This is a genomic window from Cupriavidus basilensis, from assembly GCF_029335485.1.
GTDB classification, from domain to species: domain Bacteria; phylum Pseudomonadota; class Gammaproteobacteria; order Burkholderiales; family Burkholderiaceae; genus Cupriavidus; species Cupriavidus basilensis_E.
On record NZ_JARJLM010000661.1, the window covers coordinates 15,312 to 30,958 of the forward strand.

Annotated in this window: 14 protein-coding genes and 1 tRNA gene; 7 read left to right on the forward strand and 8 right to left on the reverse strand. The window is 68.5% G+C overall.

The genetic code is table 11. The features are described from left to right. Nucleotides 1–218 precede the first annotated feature (218 nt). Complete coding sequence (locus tag P3W85_RS40730) at nucleotides 219–878, forward strand: NUDIX hydrolase (RefSeq protein ID WP_276268983.1); 660 nt, start codon at nucleotides 219–221, stop codon at nucleotides 876–878. A 29-nt stretch (nucleotides 879–907) separates the two neighbouring features. After that, nucleotides 908–1,828 (forward strand): ADP-ribosylglycohydrolase family protein, encoded by a 921-nt coding sequence (locus tag P3W85_RS40735; RefSeq protein ID WP_276268984.1) that lies wholly within the window; start codon nucleotides 908–910, stop codon nucleotides 1,826–1,828. Between the two features lie 61 nt (nucleotides 1,829–1,889). On the opposite strand, the gene P3W85_RS40740 is transcribed toward P3W85_RS40735, so the two are convergent. Continuing rightward, complete coding sequence (locus P3W85_RS40740; RefSeq protein ID WP_017225202.1) at nucleotides 1,890–2,333, reverse strand: GNAT family N-acetyltransferase; 444 nt, start codon at nucleotides 2,331–2,333, stop codon at nucleotides 1,890–1,892. A 405-nt stretch (nucleotides 2,334–2,738) separates the two neighbouring features. On the opposite strand from P3W85_RS40740, the gene P3W85_RS40745 reads away from it, so the two are divergent. Then, a complete protein-coding gene (locus P3W85_RS40745; protein WP_276268985.1) occupies nucleotides 2,739–2,918 on the forward strand; it encodes a hypothetical protein in 180 nt (59 codons plus the stop codon). A gap of 105 nt (nucleotides 2,919–3,023) precedes the next feature. Here the strand turns inward: P3W85_RS40745 and P3W85_RS40750 are convergent. Beyond that, nucleotides 3,024–3,099: transfer RNA gene (locus tag P3W85_RS40750), tRNA-Cys, on the reverse strand. 92 nt (nucleotides 3,100–3,191) lie between these two features. Then, nucleotides 3,192–3,611 carry a hotdog fold thioesterase gene (locus P3W85_RS40755; protein WP_276268986.1) on the reverse strand — a complete coding sequence of 140 codons (420 nt, stop codon included), beginning with the start codon at nucleotides 3,609–3,611 and terminating at the stop codon, nucleotides 3,192–3,194. Between the two features lie 186 nt (nucleotides 3,612–3,797). On the opposite strand from P3W85_RS40755, the gene P3W85_RS40760 reads away from it, so the two are divergent. From P3W85_RS40760 to P3W85_RS40770, 3 genes are all read left to right on the forward strand, one after another. After that, a complete protein-coding gene (locus P3W85_RS40760) occupies nucleotides 3,798–4,820 on the forward strand; it encodes a helix-turn-helix transcriptional regulator (protein WP_276268987.1) in 1,023 nt (340 codons plus the stop codon). A gap of 149 nt (nucleotides 4,821–4,969) precedes the next feature. Beyond that, nucleotides 4,970–6,406: an amidase gene (locus P3W85_RS40765; RefSeq protein ID WP_276268988.1), complete on the forward strand. Its 1,437-nt coding sequence runs from the start codon at nucleotides 4,970–4,972 to the stop codon at nucleotides 6,404–6,406. A 94-nt stretch (nucleotides 6,407–6,500) separates the two neighbouring features. Next, complete coding sequence (locus P3W85_RS40770) at nucleotides 6,501–6,659, forward strand: hypothetical protein (RefSeq protein WP_276268989.1); 159 nt, start codon at nucleotides 6,501–6,503, stop codon at nucleotides 6,657–6,659. A gap of 462 nt (nucleotides 6,660–7,121) precedes the next feature. Here the strand turns inward: P3W85_RS40770 and P3W85_RS40775 are convergent, their stop codons facing one another. The 4 genes from P3W85_RS40775 to glmU all read right to left on the reverse strand — a co-directional run bounded on the left by P3W85_RS40775 (nucleotide 7,122) and on the right by glmU (nucleotide 13,446). Then, the gene (locus P3W85_RS40775; RefSeq protein ID WP_276268990.1) at nucleotides 7,122–7,868 is read right to left on the reverse strand and encodes a response regulator transcription factor; all 747 of its coding nucleotides are present in this window, start codon (nucleotides 7,866–7,868) and stop codon (nucleotides 7,122–7,124) included. Beyond that, on the reverse strand, nucleotides 7,865–9,844 hold the full coding sequence (locus P3W85_RS40780) for a sensor histidine kinase (protein WP_276268991.1): 1,980 nt from the start codon (nucleotides 9,842–9,844) through the stop codon (nucleotides 7,865–7,867). The genes P3W85_RS40775 and P3W85_RS40780 overlap by 4 nt, the downstream gene beginning before the upstream one ends. 281 nt (nucleotides 9,845–10,125) lie before the next feature. Further along, nucleotides 10,126–11,964 carry a glutamine--fructose-6-phosphate transaminase (isomerizing) gene (glmS, locus tag P3W85_RS40785; RefSeq protein WP_276268992.1) on the reverse strand — a complete coding sequence of 613 codons (1,839 nt, stop codon included), beginning with the start codon at nucleotides 11,962–11,964 and terminating at the stop codon, nucleotides 10,126–10,128. A gap of 120 nt (nucleotides 11,965–12,084) precedes the next feature. Continuing rightward, entirely contained in the window at nucleotides 12,085–13,446 is a 1,362-nt protein-coding gene (gene glmU, locus P3W85_RS40790) for a bifunctional UDP-N-acetylglucosamine diphosphorylase/glucosamine-1-phosphate N-acetyltransferase GlmU (RefSeq protein ID WP_276268993.1), read from the reverse strand. Between the two features lie 179 nt (nucleotides 13,447–13,625). Here glmU and P3W85_RS40795 point away from each other — a divergent pair, with 179 nt between their 5' ends. Then, nucleotides 13,626–14,570: a DUF6279 family lipoprotein gene (locus P3W85_RS40795; RefSeq protein WP_276268994.1), complete on the forward strand. Its 945-nt coding sequence runs from the start codon at nucleotides 13,626–13,628 to the stop codon at nucleotides 14,568–14,570. Nucleotides 14,571–14,603: 33 nt separating this feature from the next. Here P3W85_RS40795 and ttcA read toward each other — a convergent pair whose 3' ends face one another. Further along, entirely contained in the window at nucleotides 14,604–15,545 is a 942-nt protein-coding gene (gene ttcA, locus P3W85_RS40800; protein ID WP_017226191.1) for a tRNA 2-thiocytidine(32) synthetase TtcA, read from the reverse strand. Between the last annotated feature and the right edge of the window lie 102 nt (nucleotides 15,546–15,647).

Sequence of the window (15,647 nt, forward strand, 5' to 3'; positions counted from 1 at the left end):
ACCGAATATTGGCAGACTTATTTCTATTTTGCAACTAAGTATTTTAATGAGCAGGAAATCGGCGGCCAGCGATACGGCCACGCAGCCACTTTTCCTCGGCAAGAAAAATGCGAGTTTCTGCCGATATCGAGTCGACCCTCACAATCTTCTTGCCAGGAAGCCGAGTCTTAGTGCTAAATTGCACCTAACAAAGAGACAATGGAAAGCTGAGTCACAGGATGGAATCCCAGATCATCGTCACGGTCGACGTGGTGCTGCTGACCCTGAGCGAAGGCGCGCTCAAGACCGTGCTGCTGCGGCGTGACAACGAGCCCTACGCCGGCCAGCCGGCCCTGCCGGGCGGCTATATCCACCCCGGGGAGGATCGCGACGCGCTGGCAGCGGCCGGCCGCGTGCTGCGCCAGAAGACCGGGCTGGTTTCCCCTTACCTGGAACAATTGTTCACCTTCAGCGGCGGCGTGCGCGACCCGCGCGGCTGGTCGGTCAGCGTCGCCTATTACGCCCTGGTGCACGAAAGCCTGCTGGGGCCCGGCCCGCGCCACCACTTCGAACTCGCGCCGGTGGACGCCCTGCCCGACCTGCCGTTCGACCACAACCGCATCGCCGCGCAGGCCGCGCAGCGCCTGCGCGACAAATCGGGCTACTCGGCGCTGCCCTGCCATCTGCTGCCTCCCGCCTTCACCCTGCGCGAGCTGCAGCAGACCTATGAGCTGGTGCTGGGCAGCAGCCTGGACAAGAGCGTGTTCCGCCGCAGGCTGGGCGAGCTCGACTTCCTGGAAGCGGTGCCCGACGCGGTGCGCCAGGGCAAGCACCGGCCCGCCCAGCTGTACCGGCTCAAGCCGCAGGCGCGGCTGGCGCTGTTCAACAAGACCATGTAGGCCCTCGCCGAGGGCACAGGAGTCGCACCATGACAACACCCGGCCAGCTCGACCGCTACCTTGGCTGCCTGCTCGGCCTGGCCAGCGGGGATGCGCTCGGCACCACCGTGGAGTTCAGCCCGCGCGGCAGCTTCGCGCCGCTGACCGACATGGTCGGCGGCGGGCCTTTCGACCTGCCCGCCGGCGCCTGGACCGACGACTGCTCGATGGCGCTATGCCTGGCGCACAGCCTGCTCCATCGCCAGGGCTTCCATGCCGTCGACCAGATGAACCGCTACTGCAACTGGGCGGAACTGGGCTACCTCAGCAGCACCGGAGAATGCTTCGATATCGGCAGCACGGTGGCCCGCGCACTGGCGGCCTACCGTGGCAGTGGCGACCCCTTCAGCGGCTCGACCGATCCGTCCTCGGCCGGCAACGGATCGCTGATGCGGCTGGCGCCGGTGCCGATGTACTACTGGCGGGACCCGGCACGCGTGATCCATTTTTGCGGCGAGAGCGCGCGCACCACCCACGGCGCCCCCGAGGCAGTCGATAGCACGCGGCTGTTCGGCGCGCAACTGCGTGCGGCGCTGGCCGGCGCCGACAAGGAAACCGTGCTGTTCCGCAGCGGCTACCAGCCAGGCGAGCCCAAGGTCGGCGCCATTGCCGCAGGCGAATGGCGCGGCAAGGACGAGTCCGCCATCCGTGGCAGCGGCTATGCGGTGGCGTCGCTGGAAGCCGCGCTGTGGTGTTTCTGGCAAAGCGAGGATTTCGCGACGGCCGTGCTGCGCGCGGCCAACCTGGGCGACGATGCCGACACCACCGCCGCCATCTGCGGCCAGATCGCAGGTGCGTACTACGGCGTGGATTCGATCCCGGCGCACTGGCGCGAGCGGCTGGCGATGGGCGAGGAGATCGCCGGACTGGCCACGCGGCTGTACCAGGAACGCGAAGGCGGAGCGGACTGAGGAACGGCAAGGCGGGCGATGCGTGGCGGCAGGCGCCGGCCGGATGCCGCCAGGCACTGCGCTAACGCAGCTCGCAACACATGCAGAGCGGCAGCGCGCCTTCGTTGCGGCGGAACTCGCGCGAGGCGCGAACCTCCTCCGGCAAGCGCTCGGCCGAGATCAGCGAGAAACCATAGCGGGCGAAGTAGTTCGGGCAATCGGCCGAAAGCAGCACCGCGCGCCGGCAGCCGTTGGCCCTGGCGCGCATCAGCAAGGCCGAAACCAGATGGGAGGCGATGCCGCGATCGCGATAGGGCGGCAGCACCGCCACCGAGCGCACCACGATGGTTTCGCCATAGGATTCGGCCCCTGCGCAACCGACGGTCTTGCCGTCGAGCAGGGCAATATGGAACATCGCCAGCGACGCATCGAGGTCGTCGCCGGCGAGGCCACAGAGTTCGAGGACTTCCGCGATGGCCGGCCAATCGGCCGGTTGTGCGGCGCGGACACGCAGATCTCTTGTCATTGCTAATATCTCCCCGCCACGCACGATGGCGGAGGTTGTCATGGATGGACTGCGGTGGCCTGACAGTACCTGATTCGGGCGACTTGTTCCAGCCGGGAAAACGGCAAAAAAGACGCTTGTTCCACCGAATAACTCAAATGGGTGAGACCGGAACGGGTGAGACCGGAAACGGTACTGACGAGGCCTGCCCGGCCGAACGCGGAGATATGACAAGCGATGCGTTTTATGGTTCGCGCTGGCGCACGGCAAATCTGAAGTTCGTGTATCGTGCCCACCCGATACTGCGCAACCCTTCCGGACATGACACATAGGCTCCGCGCCGCCCTACTCGCTACCAGCACCGTCCTCGCGGCTTGCGCCGGCGCTTCTTTTGATTTCAACCAGGCGCGCGCCGTGAAACCGGGCATGAGCGACGCCGAACTGCAGCAGATCATGGGCGCGCCCGACGCGGTCACCACCCCAGGGGCCGACACGGTGTGGATTTGGATTTACAGGTCGGCCGACCCGGCCGCTGGCCTGCGCAGCGTGAGATGTATCGTCAAGGACCGGAAGGTGGTGGAAATCATCATCCCGGACGAGCACTGACGACGCACCGCGGGCGGCAGCCGGCCCGATACCACCGGCAATCGTCCCTCCGGCCATTCATGGCAGCGCCAGGACAAAGAAAAGCCCCGAAGAATCAGGGCCTTATGGAGGCGGGGGGAACGGAATCGAACCGCCGTGTACGGCTTTGCAGGCCGTCGCATAACCACTCTGCCACCCCGCCGCTGACGGGACGCCTCGATCGGCGTCCGCGCTACAGTGCGGGGCGCAGTGTAGCCGGAAATGAAAAACCCTGCACGGCACGCGATCGCTTGCTCAGCGCGACAGGATCGACATGGTGATTCGCGAGACGCACACCATCTTGCCCTCGTCATCGCGAATCTCGATGGCCCACACGTGCGTGGTGCGGCCGATGTGGATCGGCGTGGCCGTGCCGGTCACGAAGCCGGTCCGCGCGGCGCGCACATGGTTGGCGTTGATGTCGAGTCCCACGCAGTATTGCGCCTCGCTATCCAGGCACAGGCTGGCGGCGCAACTCCCCAGGGTCTCCGCCAGCAGCACCGAGGCCCCGCCATGCAGGATGCCGTGCGGCTGCACGGTGCGGCGGTCCACCGGCATGCGGGCGCTGAGCGAGGTGTCGCCGATTTCCGTGAACACAATGCCCAGCTGTTCGACGGCGGTGTCTTTGTGGCGAGCCTGGAGCGTCTCCAGGGAGGGGGGCGATTTCCACAGCACGTTTCGTCTCCTGTTTGGCTTGAGCACGATTCTAAGGCCCCGGCGCAGATCGCGCCGGGGCCGCCGGCGCTGCGTATGGACTGGTATCCTGAAGCCTTGGACAAAGACAACGCTAAGGCCCGGGACAGGGCCTGCCACCCTGCCCACGCACGATCGCCACGTCCTGCGGCAGGACAGGAGACGACAATGCATCCGCACACCACGCGCGACACCTCGGCGCAGGCCAGCGAGGTCCATCTGGCGGCCAGCGTCAGCGGACTGCTGCTGTCGCTCTACCGGCTTGCCGCGACGGAGCGCATCGGCGCGTTCGAGCAGCGCGTCTTCGCACTGCTGCACGAGCATATGGAATTCGACAGCGCCTGGCTCGGGCACTCCACGCTCACGCCGCTGGGACCGCAGCTGCATAGCAGCCATACCGACAACGCGGTCCCCGGCTTTGTCACCGACTGGGAGCAGGTAAAGGGACAAGACCCGCTGGTCGGCCTGGTAGCCGGCAGGCCCGGCGGGACGGTCGCGCTATCCGTGCAGCGCGAGGCGCTGGGCCTGCCGCTTCGCGCGCTGTGCCGGCGGCAAGGCATCGCCCATGTCCTGTGCGGCGCGCACCTTGCCGCGCCGGCGCGTCGCACCACCCACCTCTCGCTATATCGCAAGCCAAGGCGGCAGCCCTATGCCGAACGCGACCTCAGGATGGTGGAATGCGTGATCGCCCACCTGGCCGCAGCGCTGGAGCAGAACCGGCTGTGCCGGATGCGCGAAATGCGGGACAGCGGCAACGACAGCGACAGCGACAGCGACGGCACGGCGACCGCGCTATTCGACGCCGACGGCTTCCTGCAGTATGCCGACGAATCCTTCCGCGAGCGGATGGCGCTGCAATGGCGGGCATGGGACGGGCTCACGCTGCCGGGCGAAGCGCGCCAGCCTCTGCTGCACGCGCGCGGCGCGGGATTCACCGGCGCATGCCTGCGGCTGACGGCGGAACGGGTGGGCGACCTGGTGCTGGTGCGCGCGTGCCCGCGCGGAGCCGCCGGCCTGCTCACGCCGCGCGAGCTGGCCGTGGCCCGGCTGTTCGGCAAGGGCTTGAGCCACAAGGTCGTGGCCCGGCAACTCGGCATCGCCCCGACCACCGTGCGCCACCATCTCCGGCAGGCCTACGCCAAGCTGGGGGTCGGCGACAAAGGCGCGCTGGCCGGGCGGCTGCGCGGCTAGCCGGTACGTGGCCGCGGCCGGGACCCCGGGGGGTCCTGCAATTGAACGGTTTCCACCGCGCCACCCCGCTGTTCAAATGCCTGTACCGCCAGCCACGGCTGGCGCCGCGGAGCCGATCGTGACTCCGCCCGGACAGGAGACGACACCAGATGAACATCGCCGAATATGCGAGCTACGACGCCACCGGACTCGCGCAGGAGATCCGCGCGCGGCGCCTATCCCCCGACGAGGCAATGGCGGCTGCGCGCGCCGCCGCGGCCAGCATCAACCCGCAGCTGAACGCGTTGATCGATACCTTTGCCGCGCCGCTGGATTATGCGCCCGACGGCCCGTTCGCCGGGGTGCCGTTCCTGCTCAAGGACCTGGTGCTCCATGCGCGCGGCGTGCCTTGCGACAACGGCTCGCGGATGACGGCCGGGCGCATCGTGCCGCAGGCCGATACGGAACTGATGGCACGGTTCCGGCGCGCCGGCTTTGCCACCTTCGGCCGCACCACCACGCCGGAGTTCGGCTTCAATGCCAGCACCGAATGCCGGCTGCACGGCCCGACCCGCAACCCGTGGCAACCGCAGCACAGTCCCGGCGGCTCCAGTGGCGGCGCGGCGGCAGCGGTGGCGGCCGGCATCGTGCCGGTGGCGCACGCCAACGACGGTGGCGGCTCCATCCGCATCCCGGCCGCCGCCTGCGGGCTGGTCGGACTCAAGCCATCGCGCGGGCGCACGCCGGCCGGGCCGGACCACGGCATGCCGCTGCTCGGCCTGGGCGCCGAGTTCGTATTGACCCGCAGCGTGCGCGACTGCGCGGCCATCCTCGACGCCGTCGAAGGGCCGGACACCGGCGCGGTATTCCATATCGAACGCCCCGCCCAGCGCTATGCCAGCGTCACGGCAACGCCGCCACGGCGCCTGCGCGTGGCCGTCTCGACCCGCTTCCCCGGCGCCGGCGAAACCCATGCGGACTGCATTGCCGCGGTGCAGACCGCGGCGCAGGCGCTGGAGGCGATGGGGCACCAGGTCGAGTTCGCCAGCCCGGAGTACTGCGCCGAGTCCTTCGCCCGCGCCAATATGACGGCCTGGACTTCCTTTCTGGCGGCCAGCGCGCTGGGGGCCGGCCAATGGATAGGCCGGCCCTATGACGGCAGCGGCGTGGAGGCCTGCACACGCGCCTGCATCGAGCACGGGCTGGCGCTGAAGGCGCTCGACCTCGAACTGGCCCTGGCCGACATGAATACGGTCGCGCGCGCGGTCGGCCGCTTCTTTACCCGCTACGACCTGCTGGTGACTCCCGTCACGCGCGTGCCTACCGCTCCGCTCGGCCTGCTCGACCAGGATGACCCTTCGCTCGATGCGCGTGGCTGGTGCGACAAGGTATTCGACTACTGCCCCTTCACGCCGCTGTTCAACGTCACCGGCACGCCGGCCATCTCGCTGCCGCTTGGCCGGTCCGGCGAACTGCCGCTGGGCGTGCAATTCGCCGCGCCGATGTGCGACGAGGCAACGCTGCTCCAGGTCGCCGCGGCGCTCGAGGAGGCGCTGCCGTGGCGGGCCAGGCTGCCGCGCATCCATGCCGCGCGCATGCTGGCCTGACGGGCACCGTGGCGTCCTCCGGACTGCTGACGGCGCCTGATCTGCGTTGCCGGTCTCCGCTCGCGTTGGCGGGGGCGGCGGATTCTTTGCCGGCATGAGCGCCTGCCCGGCCAGCGGCGGCCGCGGCAAGACGCTGCCGCCGCTGATCGTGTGGGAGATCCCGGAGCGCTTTCTCGACGTGCCGCTATCCCCGGCGGAAGCCGCCTTCCTGCAGCGGCGCCAGGCCGGCGAGGACGCCGCCGGCCCGGCGTGACGAGCCAGTGCCAGGCCAGGGCGGGTTCAGGCCGGATGCGTGAACCCGCGCATGCCCTCCCGTCTCGCTGCGCGTCCTGGCGCGATGCCAGGCATTGCCGGTAGCGAGCCCGGCGACCGTCGGGCGCAGCAGGCTGGAATCCTCCAGCGTATCCCCGTCGTACTCCAGCAGGCCCGAATCCAGCATCTTGCGGATCTGCCAGCCATGGACGAACGCAATCTCGCACTGCGATGCCTGGTCGACCAGGTTCACGCCTGGCAGAAGCTTGCCCCATGGGTCACGGGAAATGCGCAACACCGCCCCAGCGACCACTCTTCCCAATAGTTCGCCCTGTCTCATCTGCACCTCACGCTTCGCTTCGTTGTATCCCGGCGGGACAGCACCCGCCCGGGCGTGAGGATACAAAGTTCCGCGGCGGCAAAGCTCACAGATGCTCACAAGCGGCCGCGCCGCTGGCGATGCCTAAGCGACGGCCTGTTCCTGCCAGCGCTGCAGCAGCATGTAGCCAACGCCGCGCACGGTGCGAATGGCCTGGCCGTGCGGCCAGGCTTGCGCCAGCTTGCCGCGCAGCCGGCTGATGGCGACTTCCAGCCGGTGTTCGTCGAAATCGAAATAGCTGCCGCCCAGTGCCTCGACCAGTTGCCGCCGCCCGGCCGGATCCGGGGCGCTGCGCAGCAGCGCCTGCAGCAACTGGCTCTCGATGCGGGTGAGCATCAGCGCCTTGCCCTCCGGCGTCGTCGCCGTGAGACGCCGCGCATCGAGGCGCCAGCACGCGGCCGGCGCCAGGGACGGAAGCGCGACGCCCGCGGCGGCAGGAGCGGGACCCAGCCGTCGCAGCAGGTTGGCGATGACCGCCAGCAGTTCCTCCGCCGGCGCCGGCTTGACAAGATAGGCATCGGCGCCGCGGCGCAGCCCGGCCAGGCGGTCGGGCGCCATGCCGCGCGCCGTGAGCATGACGATGCCCAGCTCGGGCCGGGACTGGCGCAGCCGCTCGCAAATGGAAAGCCCATCCTCGCCAGGCAGGCCCAGATCGAGGATCACCAGCCGGCATGGCTGGCCGGCCAGGTGGGCGTCGAGCGCGGCACCGTCGGCCAGCCCGGTCACCGCATAGCCCGCATAGGTCAGGTGGAAGGCCAGTTCCGTGCGCAGCCGCTCGTTGTCTTCGACCAGTGCGATCGGGAGCCGGGACGCCCCAGGCGAGATCGTCATGATGCCTCCGGCAGCCAGACCACGAAGCTGGCGCCGTCACGCCTGCGGGTATCGCACCACAGGCGGCCGGCATGCTGCTCGACGATCTTGCGCGCCAGCGGCAATCCCAGCCCCAGCCCCGGCTGGTCCGCCGCGCCGTCGAGACGGAGAAACCGTTCGAAGATCGCCTCTTCCTTGCCTTCGGGCACACCCGGGCCGCTGTCGCTGATGCGCCAGACCACGCCGCGCCGGCCCTCGTTGGGGCCCGGTGCGATCCCTATCCGGATCGGCGTCGCCGGCTTCGCGTACTTGACCGCGTTGTCGAGCAGGTTGAGCAGGACGAAATACAGCAGGCGGGCTTCGCCCTCGTGCCGGGGCAGCGGGGCATCGACCTCGAGCACGACGCGCTCGGCGACCTGCGGCTCGACCGTGGCCAGCACCTCGCGGCTGAGATCGGCCAGGTCCAGTGGCGCCGCCTCGATCCGGTGCCCGTCAGGCATCAGCCGCTCGCGGGCCTCGGCCAGCTCCATCAGCGACTTCAGGCGCCGCACGGCGAGCTGGATACTCTCGTAGCGGCTGCCCCGCTGGCCGCGATCGGCGCCGGACTCATCCAGCAGACGCAAACTGTAATTGGCGGCATCGATCACGGCCACGGGCGTGCGCACCTCGTGCGTCATCATGGCCAGCAGCCGGCTTTGCTCTTCGCGCGCGGCCCGCTCGCGCAGGGAAGACGCCAGGGCGTCGCTGGCCTGCCGTTGGGCCTCGCCGCTGGTGCGTTCGGCATCGCGCACCTGCAGCACGATGCTCAGGTGCAGGATCAGCACCAGCGGCAGGTCGACGAGGTGGGCGGCCTGCAGGGCGGCGGGATCGAGCCGGATCAGTCCGAGCGTGCCCAGGATGCTGGGCAGGATGCTGAGGCAGTAAAGGATGAAGCCGGCCGCGGTCAGCCGGCCGGAGACGATAAAGGCGGCCGCGGTCAGCCGGCCGGAGAAACTGCCGCTTCGCCACTGGCGCAGGTAGGCGGGTATCGACAAGGCGTGTCCCAGCAGCCCAGCGGCATAGAGCACCGTTGCAAAGGCGCCGAAGTGGCCGGTGAAAGACGCGACGACGACCAGCACGCCCATCAGCATGATGAACTGGGCGTAGCGATACAGGAACGGGAAATACTCCCGGAACTGCAGCAGCCGGGACTGGAACAGGCTGACGCAGAAGAAATGGACGCCCAGCAGCACGTTGGTAAACAGCAATGTCGTCGCCGTGTCGTGCGGGAACAGGAACTGGCCGGCCAGCCCGTCGGCAGCAAACCAGCGCGTGGTCGCGGCCAGCACGAACAACGCGAACAAGCCATAGAGACTGCGCCGGGTCGCCAGCCAGCCCGCGAGATTGAACAGCACCACCGTCAGCATGAAGCCCAGGTAGAGGCCATAGCCGACGTTCTCCCTCTCGTTGGCCGCCTGCAGGGCCGGGCCGTGCCAAAGGTAGAGCATCACCGCCATGGTCCTGGCGCTCTGGACGCGCAGATACAGGACCTCGCCCTGGCGCGCCTGCGCAAGGCGGAAGCTCGCCGCGCGATAGGGCGCTTCGCGCAGATCGAAAGGCACCGCATTGCCGCTGCGCCGCTCGGACCAGCCGCCATCCGCCCGGGGCTCGTAGAGGCGCACGTCGTCCAGCACGCCGGGCGGCACCTCCAGCCAGCGTTCGCCACCTTGCGCGGCGGCCGGCAGCACCACGCGGAACCAGTAGGCGTCGCGCGTAAAGCCTGCGCTCAGTCCACGCTGCAGCGGCTGGAAGCTGGCGGCGCGCGCCGCCGCCTGCTCCACCGTCATGCGCCCACCGGGATCGCGCAGCCATGCCGCGTCGGGCGCCTGCAGCAGCAACGGGTCCGTATCGGCGGCCCAGGCCCTGACAGCCGGCAGGGAAAACAGGATCAGGAAAAGCCATGCAAGCCGCGCGGCGGCGCAGCGTCCCAGGGCCCGGCGCCGGGCTGTGGGTGTCACGCGACCGTCTCCGGCGGCGCGCTCACCAGACGTTCGCCATCGCGCCAGCCGCTGCGGCGCGGCCGGCTACTGCAGGACGTACGGGAACGCGGGAAAGGAAAGTGGGACAGATGACGATTGCCTGATGAGGATTGCAGCAAGCCAGGCCGGCCCGCGTCGGCAGGGCGGCAGACGGGATGGCCCGCCCTCGGCCGCTGTTGCGCGCCGCGCTTCCAGCCATCATGCCAACGCGTACAACCCGGCCGGCCGTGCCAGCCGCCGGGCCTCCCCGGCGGCCCACCTTACTCGACCGTGACCGACTTCGCCAGATTGCGCGGCTTGTCCACGTCCGTGCCGCGTGCGCAGGCCGTATGATAGGCCAGCAACTGCAGCGGCACCGTGTGCAGGATCGGCGAGAGGTCGCCGTAGTGCTCCGGCAGGCGGATCACCTGGATGCCGTCGGTGGACTGGATATGGGTGTCGCTGTCGGCGAACACATAGAGCCGGCCGCCGCGGGCGCGCACTTCCTGGATATTGGACTTGAGCTTCTCGAGCAGGGCGTCGTTGGGCGCCACCGTGACTACCGGCATGGCCTCGGTCACCAGCGCCAGCGGGCCGTGCTTGAGTTCGCCGGCGGGATAGGCTTCCGCGTGGATATAGGAGATTTCCTTGAGCTTGAGCGCGCCTTCGAGGGCGATCGGGTAATGCAGGCCACGGCCCAGGAACAGCGCATTCTCGCGGCGGGCGAAGTCTTCCGACCAGGCGATGATCTGCGGCTCCAGCGCCAGCACGCCATGCAGCGCGACCGGCAGGTGGCGCAGGTTGGTGAGCGCGGCGGCCTCGGCCTCGGGCGTGATCTTGCCGCGCACCTTGGCCAGCGCGATGGTCAGCATGTACAGCGCGGCGAGCTGGGTGGTGAAGGCCTTGGTCGAGGCCACGCCGATCTCGGTGCCGGCGCGGGTCAGGAAGCGCAGCTCCGTCTCGCGCACCATGGCGCTGGTGGCAACGTTGCACACCGCGAGCGTGTGGGCGTGGCCGAGCGACTTGGCATGGCGCAGCGCGGCCATGGTGTCGGCGGTTTCGCCGGACTGCGAGATCACCACCACCAGCGCGCGCGGATTGGGCACGGTCTCGCGATAGCGGTATTCGCTGGCCACCTCGACCTGGGTCGGGATCCTGGCGATGGATTCGAGCCAGTACTTGGCGGTGCAGCCGGAGTAGTAGCTGGTGCCGCAGGCCAGGATCAGCACGCTGTCGATCTCGCTGAACACGCTTTGTGCCCGCTCGCCGAACAGGTCCGGCGTGATGGCGTCGATGCCTTCCAGCGTGTCGCCGAGCGCGCGCGGCTGCTCGAAGATCTCCTTCTGCATGAAGTGGCGGTATGGCCCGAGCTCGACCGCCGCGGCGTGGGTTTCGACCACGCGCACTTCGCGCTCGACCAGGTGGTCGTGCACATCGCGGATGGTGGCGCCCTCGCGGGTGATCTCCACCACGTCGCCCTCTTCCAGGTAGATGATACGGTTGGCGGTGCCGGCCACGGCCAGCGCGTCGGATGCCAGGAACGACTCGTTCTCGCCCAGCGCCACCACCAGCGGCGAGCCGGCGCGGGCGCCGACCACGCGCTCCGGATGGTCCTTGGAGAACACGGCGATGGCATAGGCGCCATGCAGGCGCTTGGTCACCGCGCGCACCGAGGCGAACAGGTCGCCGCGGGTGGCGCTGCTGGGATAGGTGTAGACCTGGTGGATCAGGTGGGCGACCACCTCGGTATCGGTCTGCGACTCGAAACCGTAGCCGGCGGCGCGCAGCTCTTCGCGCAGCGGCTCGTAGTTCTCGATGATGCCGTTGTGCACCAGCGCAATGGTCTCGCCCGAAAAGTGCGGGTGGGCGTTGGTGGTGTCGGGCTTGCCGTGCGTGGCCCAGCGGGTATGCGCCACGCCGGTCAGGCCGGACAGGCCGGAGGCGCGGGTCTGCTCGTCAAGGTCGGCCACGCGCGATACCGTGCGGGCGCGCTCGAGCGCGCCCTCGCGCACCACCGCCACACCGCAGGAATCATAGCCACGGTACTCCAGGCGGCGCAGGCCTTCGATCAGGACAGGAACGATATTGCGCGTGGAAACCGCGCCGACGATGCCGCACATAGTCTTCTCCCACAAGGTGCGGCCATTGCCGCACCGGATAATTGGCGCGGGGACGGCAATGCCGCCCACCGCGGATTGCCACCGCCGCCAGGCCTCAGCCCGGCCAGGCGGTGGCCGGGTTCATTTCTTGGCCTGCTTGACCGGCCGCTTCCAGGCATCGAGCGTCATCTGCCTGGCGCGCGACAGGGTCAGCTTGTCTGCCGGCGCATCCTTGGTCAGCGTGGTGCCGGCGCCAATGGTGGCGCCGCGCCCCACCGTCACCGGCGCAACCAGCTGCGTATCGGAGCCGATGAAGACATCGTCCTCGATCACGGTGCGGAACTTGTTGGCGCCGTCGTAGTTGCAGGTGATGGTGCCGGCGCCGATATTGACGCGCGAGCCGACCGTGGCGTCGCCCACGTAGGCCAGGTGGTTGGCCTTGCTGTGCGCGCCGAACTGGCTGTTCTTGACCTCGACGAAGTTGCCGATATGCACGTCCTCGCCCAGTACCGTGCCGGGGCGCAGGCGCGCATAGGGGCCGATGCGGCCTTGCGCGCCAACGCTGGCGTCCTCGAAATGGCAGAAGGGCTGAACCCGCGCGCCCGACGCGACGGTGCTGTTGCGGATCACGCAATTGGCGCCGATGTGCGCACCGTCTTCCAGGTGCACGCGCCCTTCGAATACGCAGTTGACGTCGATGGTGACATCGCGCCCGCAGGTGAGTTCGCCGCGGATGTCGATGCGCGCGGGATCCAGCAGCGTCACGCCGGCCTCGAGCAGGCGCTGCGCCAGATTGCGCTGATGGATGCGCTCGAGCTCGGCGAGCTGCACCTTGCTGTTGACGCCCAGCGTCTCCCACAGCGCGCCGGGCTGGGCCGAGACCACCTCGATGCCGTCGGCTACCGCGCGCTCCACGGTATCGGTCAGGTAGTACTCGCCCTGGGCGTTGTCGTTGCGCAGCGTGGACAGCCAGCGGCGCAGGTGGCCGGTGGGCGCCATGATGATGCCGGTATTGATTTCGCGGATGGCGCGCTGCGGCTCGGTGGCATCCTTTTGCTCGACGATGCGCACGATGCTGCCGGCTTCGCGCACGATACGCCCGTAGCCCGTGGGATCATCCATCTCGACGGTGAGGATGCCGAAGCGCTCGCCGCCGGCCTCGGCCACCAGCCGCTGCAGCGTGGAGGCCTCGGTCAGCGGCACGTCGCCGTAGAGCACCAGGGTGGGCTGGCTGTCGTCCAGCAAAGGCAGCGCCTGCGCCACGGCGTGGCCAGTGCCGAGCTGCTCGGCCTGCAGGGCAAAGGCGACGTCGTCGGCACCGACCGCCTCGCGCACGCGCTCGGCCCCATGCCCGACCACGACAACCAGCCGTGTCGGCAACAGCTTGCGTGCCGTATTAATCACATGCGCAAGCAGCGGCAGGCCGGCGAGCGGATGCAGCACCTTGGGTAGCGCGGAGTTCATCCGCTTGCCCATGCCTGCAGCGAGAATGACGATATTCACAAGGAGGGTCCTAAGTGAGTGTGTCCAAAAACCTGTTTGAAGCTCCCTCTCGGACAGGCCGGAGGTCTGCAGCGTTGGCCCCGGTTCCGGCCCAGCCCCCGGGACAGGCGATCGCGCCTGCGCCGGTCGGGGATAGCGCGCGCAAACGGGCGCCTGGACGTGCGGAAAAGGATTCTATCATGTGGGTTTTTCGCCGTTTGGCGCCATTTCCCTTCCTGCGAGGGGAGCGGCTGCGGCGTCTCTTGCTGGCCTGCGCGGTGCTCGGGCTGACGGCCTGCAATGCCATGAAGCTGGGCTACCAGCAAGGCGACCGCCTGGCCTACTGGTGGATCGACAGTTATGTGGATGTCTCCGCCGCCCAGGAGCCGCTCACCCGCGACGCCATCGCCCGCTTCTTCGCCTGGCACCGCACGGACCAGTTGCCCGAAATCGCCGGCCTGCTGGGGCGGGCAAGGAATATGGTGCAGCAGCCGGTTTCCGCGGAGGCGGTGGGCAGGATCCAGGACGGTGCCCACCGCCTGGCGCGCGTGGCCTTCGACCGCTGCGCGCCGGACGTGGCCGACCTGCTGCTGACGCTCACGCCCGAGCAGATCGCCCGCATGGAAAAGAAATTCGCCGATGCCAACGCCAAATACCGCAAGGAATACCTGCGCCCGGACCCGGAGGCGCGCGAGGAGGCTCGCTTCGACAAGGTGATGGACTATGCGCGGCTGATCTATGGGCGCTTCTCGAGCGACCAGGAAACCACCATCCGGCGTGCCATCGCGCCCGTGGCGCAAGGCGCCGAGGCACGCTACGCCGAGCGCATCAAGCGCCAGCAGGAATGGCTGGCGCTGGTGCGCCAGGTGCAGGCGGAGCATCCGCCCAAGGCCCAGGTCCTCGCCATGCTCAAGCGCTACGGCGACCACTGGCAGAACCCGCCGGGCCAGGAGCGCAACGCGCGCCGCGAGGCAGATAACGAGGCAGGCCTTGCCCTCACCGCGACCATCGCCAACCTGGCCACGGCGGAGCAGAAGAGCCACGCCGCCGAGCGCCTGCGGAAATGGATCGACGACGCCAATGCGCTGATGCGCGAGCGCCCCTCCGGCGCGGCGGCGGCAAACCCGGCACGCGCGGAGAACTGAGCCAGCCCGCGCGGACTGGCGTGCGCCGCTGGCTTATTCGGCGCCGGCCTGCTCCGGGCTGGCCGGCGCGGATTTTTCGAAGCGCACGAACTCCAGCTTGTTCTCTTCCATGCCGCCGGCAAACACCAGGGGCTGCTGGGAGAAGGTGGTCTCGCCGAACAGCGAGTTCTCATCCACCTTGGCCAGCCCCGTGGCCAGGCCGTTGAAGTCGAACAGCTCGGTATCGGCCAGGTGCGAGGGCACCACGCTGCGCAGCGCGGCAAAGATATTGTCGGTCCGGCCCGGGTTCTGGCGCTCCCACTCCACCAGCATCTCCTTGACCTTCTTGCGCTGCAGGTTTTCCTGCGAGCCGCACAGGTTGCACGGGATGATGGGATATTCCATGGCGCGCGCGTAGGCGGCGATGTCCTTCTCAGCGCAGTAGGCCAGCGGACGGATCACGATATGCTGGCCGTCGTCGGTGGCGAGCTTGGGCGGCATCGCCTTCATCTTGCCGCCGAAGAACAGGTTCAGGAAGAAGGTCTGGATGATGTCGTCGCGATGGTGGCCCAGCGCGATCTTGTTGGCGCCAAGCTCCTTGGCGGTACGGTAGATCACGCCGCGGCGCAGGCGCGAGCACAGCGAGCAGGTGGTCTTGCCCTCGGGGACCTTCTCCTTGACGATGGAGTAGGTATCCGCGTCGACGATCACATACTCCACCCCCACCGATTTCAGGTAGGCGGGCAGGATGTGCGCGGGGAAGCCCGGCTGCTTCTGGTCGAGATTCATCGCGATCAGCTTGAACTTGACCGGCGCGCGCTTCTGCAGCGCCATCAGCACCGACAGCATGGTGTACGAGTCCTTGCCGCCCGACAGGCACACCAGCACGGTGTCGCCGTCCTCGATCATCTTGAAATCGCCGATGGCCCGGCCCGTCTGCGACTGGAGATGGGTTTCCAGGCGGAAGAAGTTCTTGGAATGCGTGGTGGCGGTCATGGCGATGGGGCGACGAAGCGAAGAAAGCGATGGGGCGAGGGACAAGGCGGCCCGCGATGCGGCAATTACATCACACGCGAGAGCCGGCAGGGCCGGGCAACC

Coding starts and splice junctions, on each gene's coding strand:
- ttcA (WP_017226191.1), bottom strand. CDS start 15,545: ATGACCGCCACCACGCATTCCAAGAACTTCTTCCGCCTGGAAACCCAT.
- P3W85_RS40765 (WP_276268988.1), top strand. CDS start 4,970: ATGAACATCGCCGAATATGCGAGCTACGACGCCACCGGACTCGCGCAG.
- P3W85_RS40735 (WP_276268984.1), top strand. CDS start 908: ATGACAACACCCGGCCAGCTCGACCGCTACCTTGGCTGCCTGCTCGGC.
- P3W85_RS40740 (WP_017225202.1), bottom strand. CDS start 2,333: ATGACAAGAGATCTGCGTGTCCGCGCCGCACAACCGGCCGATTGGCCG.
- P3W85_RS40745 (WP_276268985.1), top strand. CDS start 2,739: ATGAGCGACGCCGAACTGCAGCAGATCATGGGCGCGCCCGACGCGGTC.
- P3W85_RS40760 (WP_276268987.1), top strand. CDS start 3,798: ATGCATCCGCACACCACGCGCGACACCTCGGCGCAGGCCAGCGAGGTC.
- glmS (WP_276268992.1), bottom strand. CDS start 11,964: ATGTGCGGCATCGTCGGCGCGGTTTCCACGCGCAATATCGTTCCTGTC.
- P3W85_RS40775 (WP_276268990.1), bottom strand. CDS start 7,868: ATGACGATCTCGCCTGGGGCGTCCCGGCTCCCGATCGCACTGGTCGAA.
- P3W85_RS40730 (WP_276268983.1), top strand. CDS start 219: ATGGAATCCCAGATCATCGTCACGGTCGACGTGGTGCTGCTGACCCTG.
- P3W85_RS40795 (WP_276268994.1), top strand. CDS start 13,626: ATGTGGGTTTTTCGCCGTTTGGCGCCATTTCCCTTCCTGCGAGGGGAG.
- P3W85_RS40770 (WP_276268989.1), top strand. CDS start 6,501: ATGAGCGCCTGCCCGGCCAGCGGCGGCCGCGGCAAGACGCTGCCGCCG.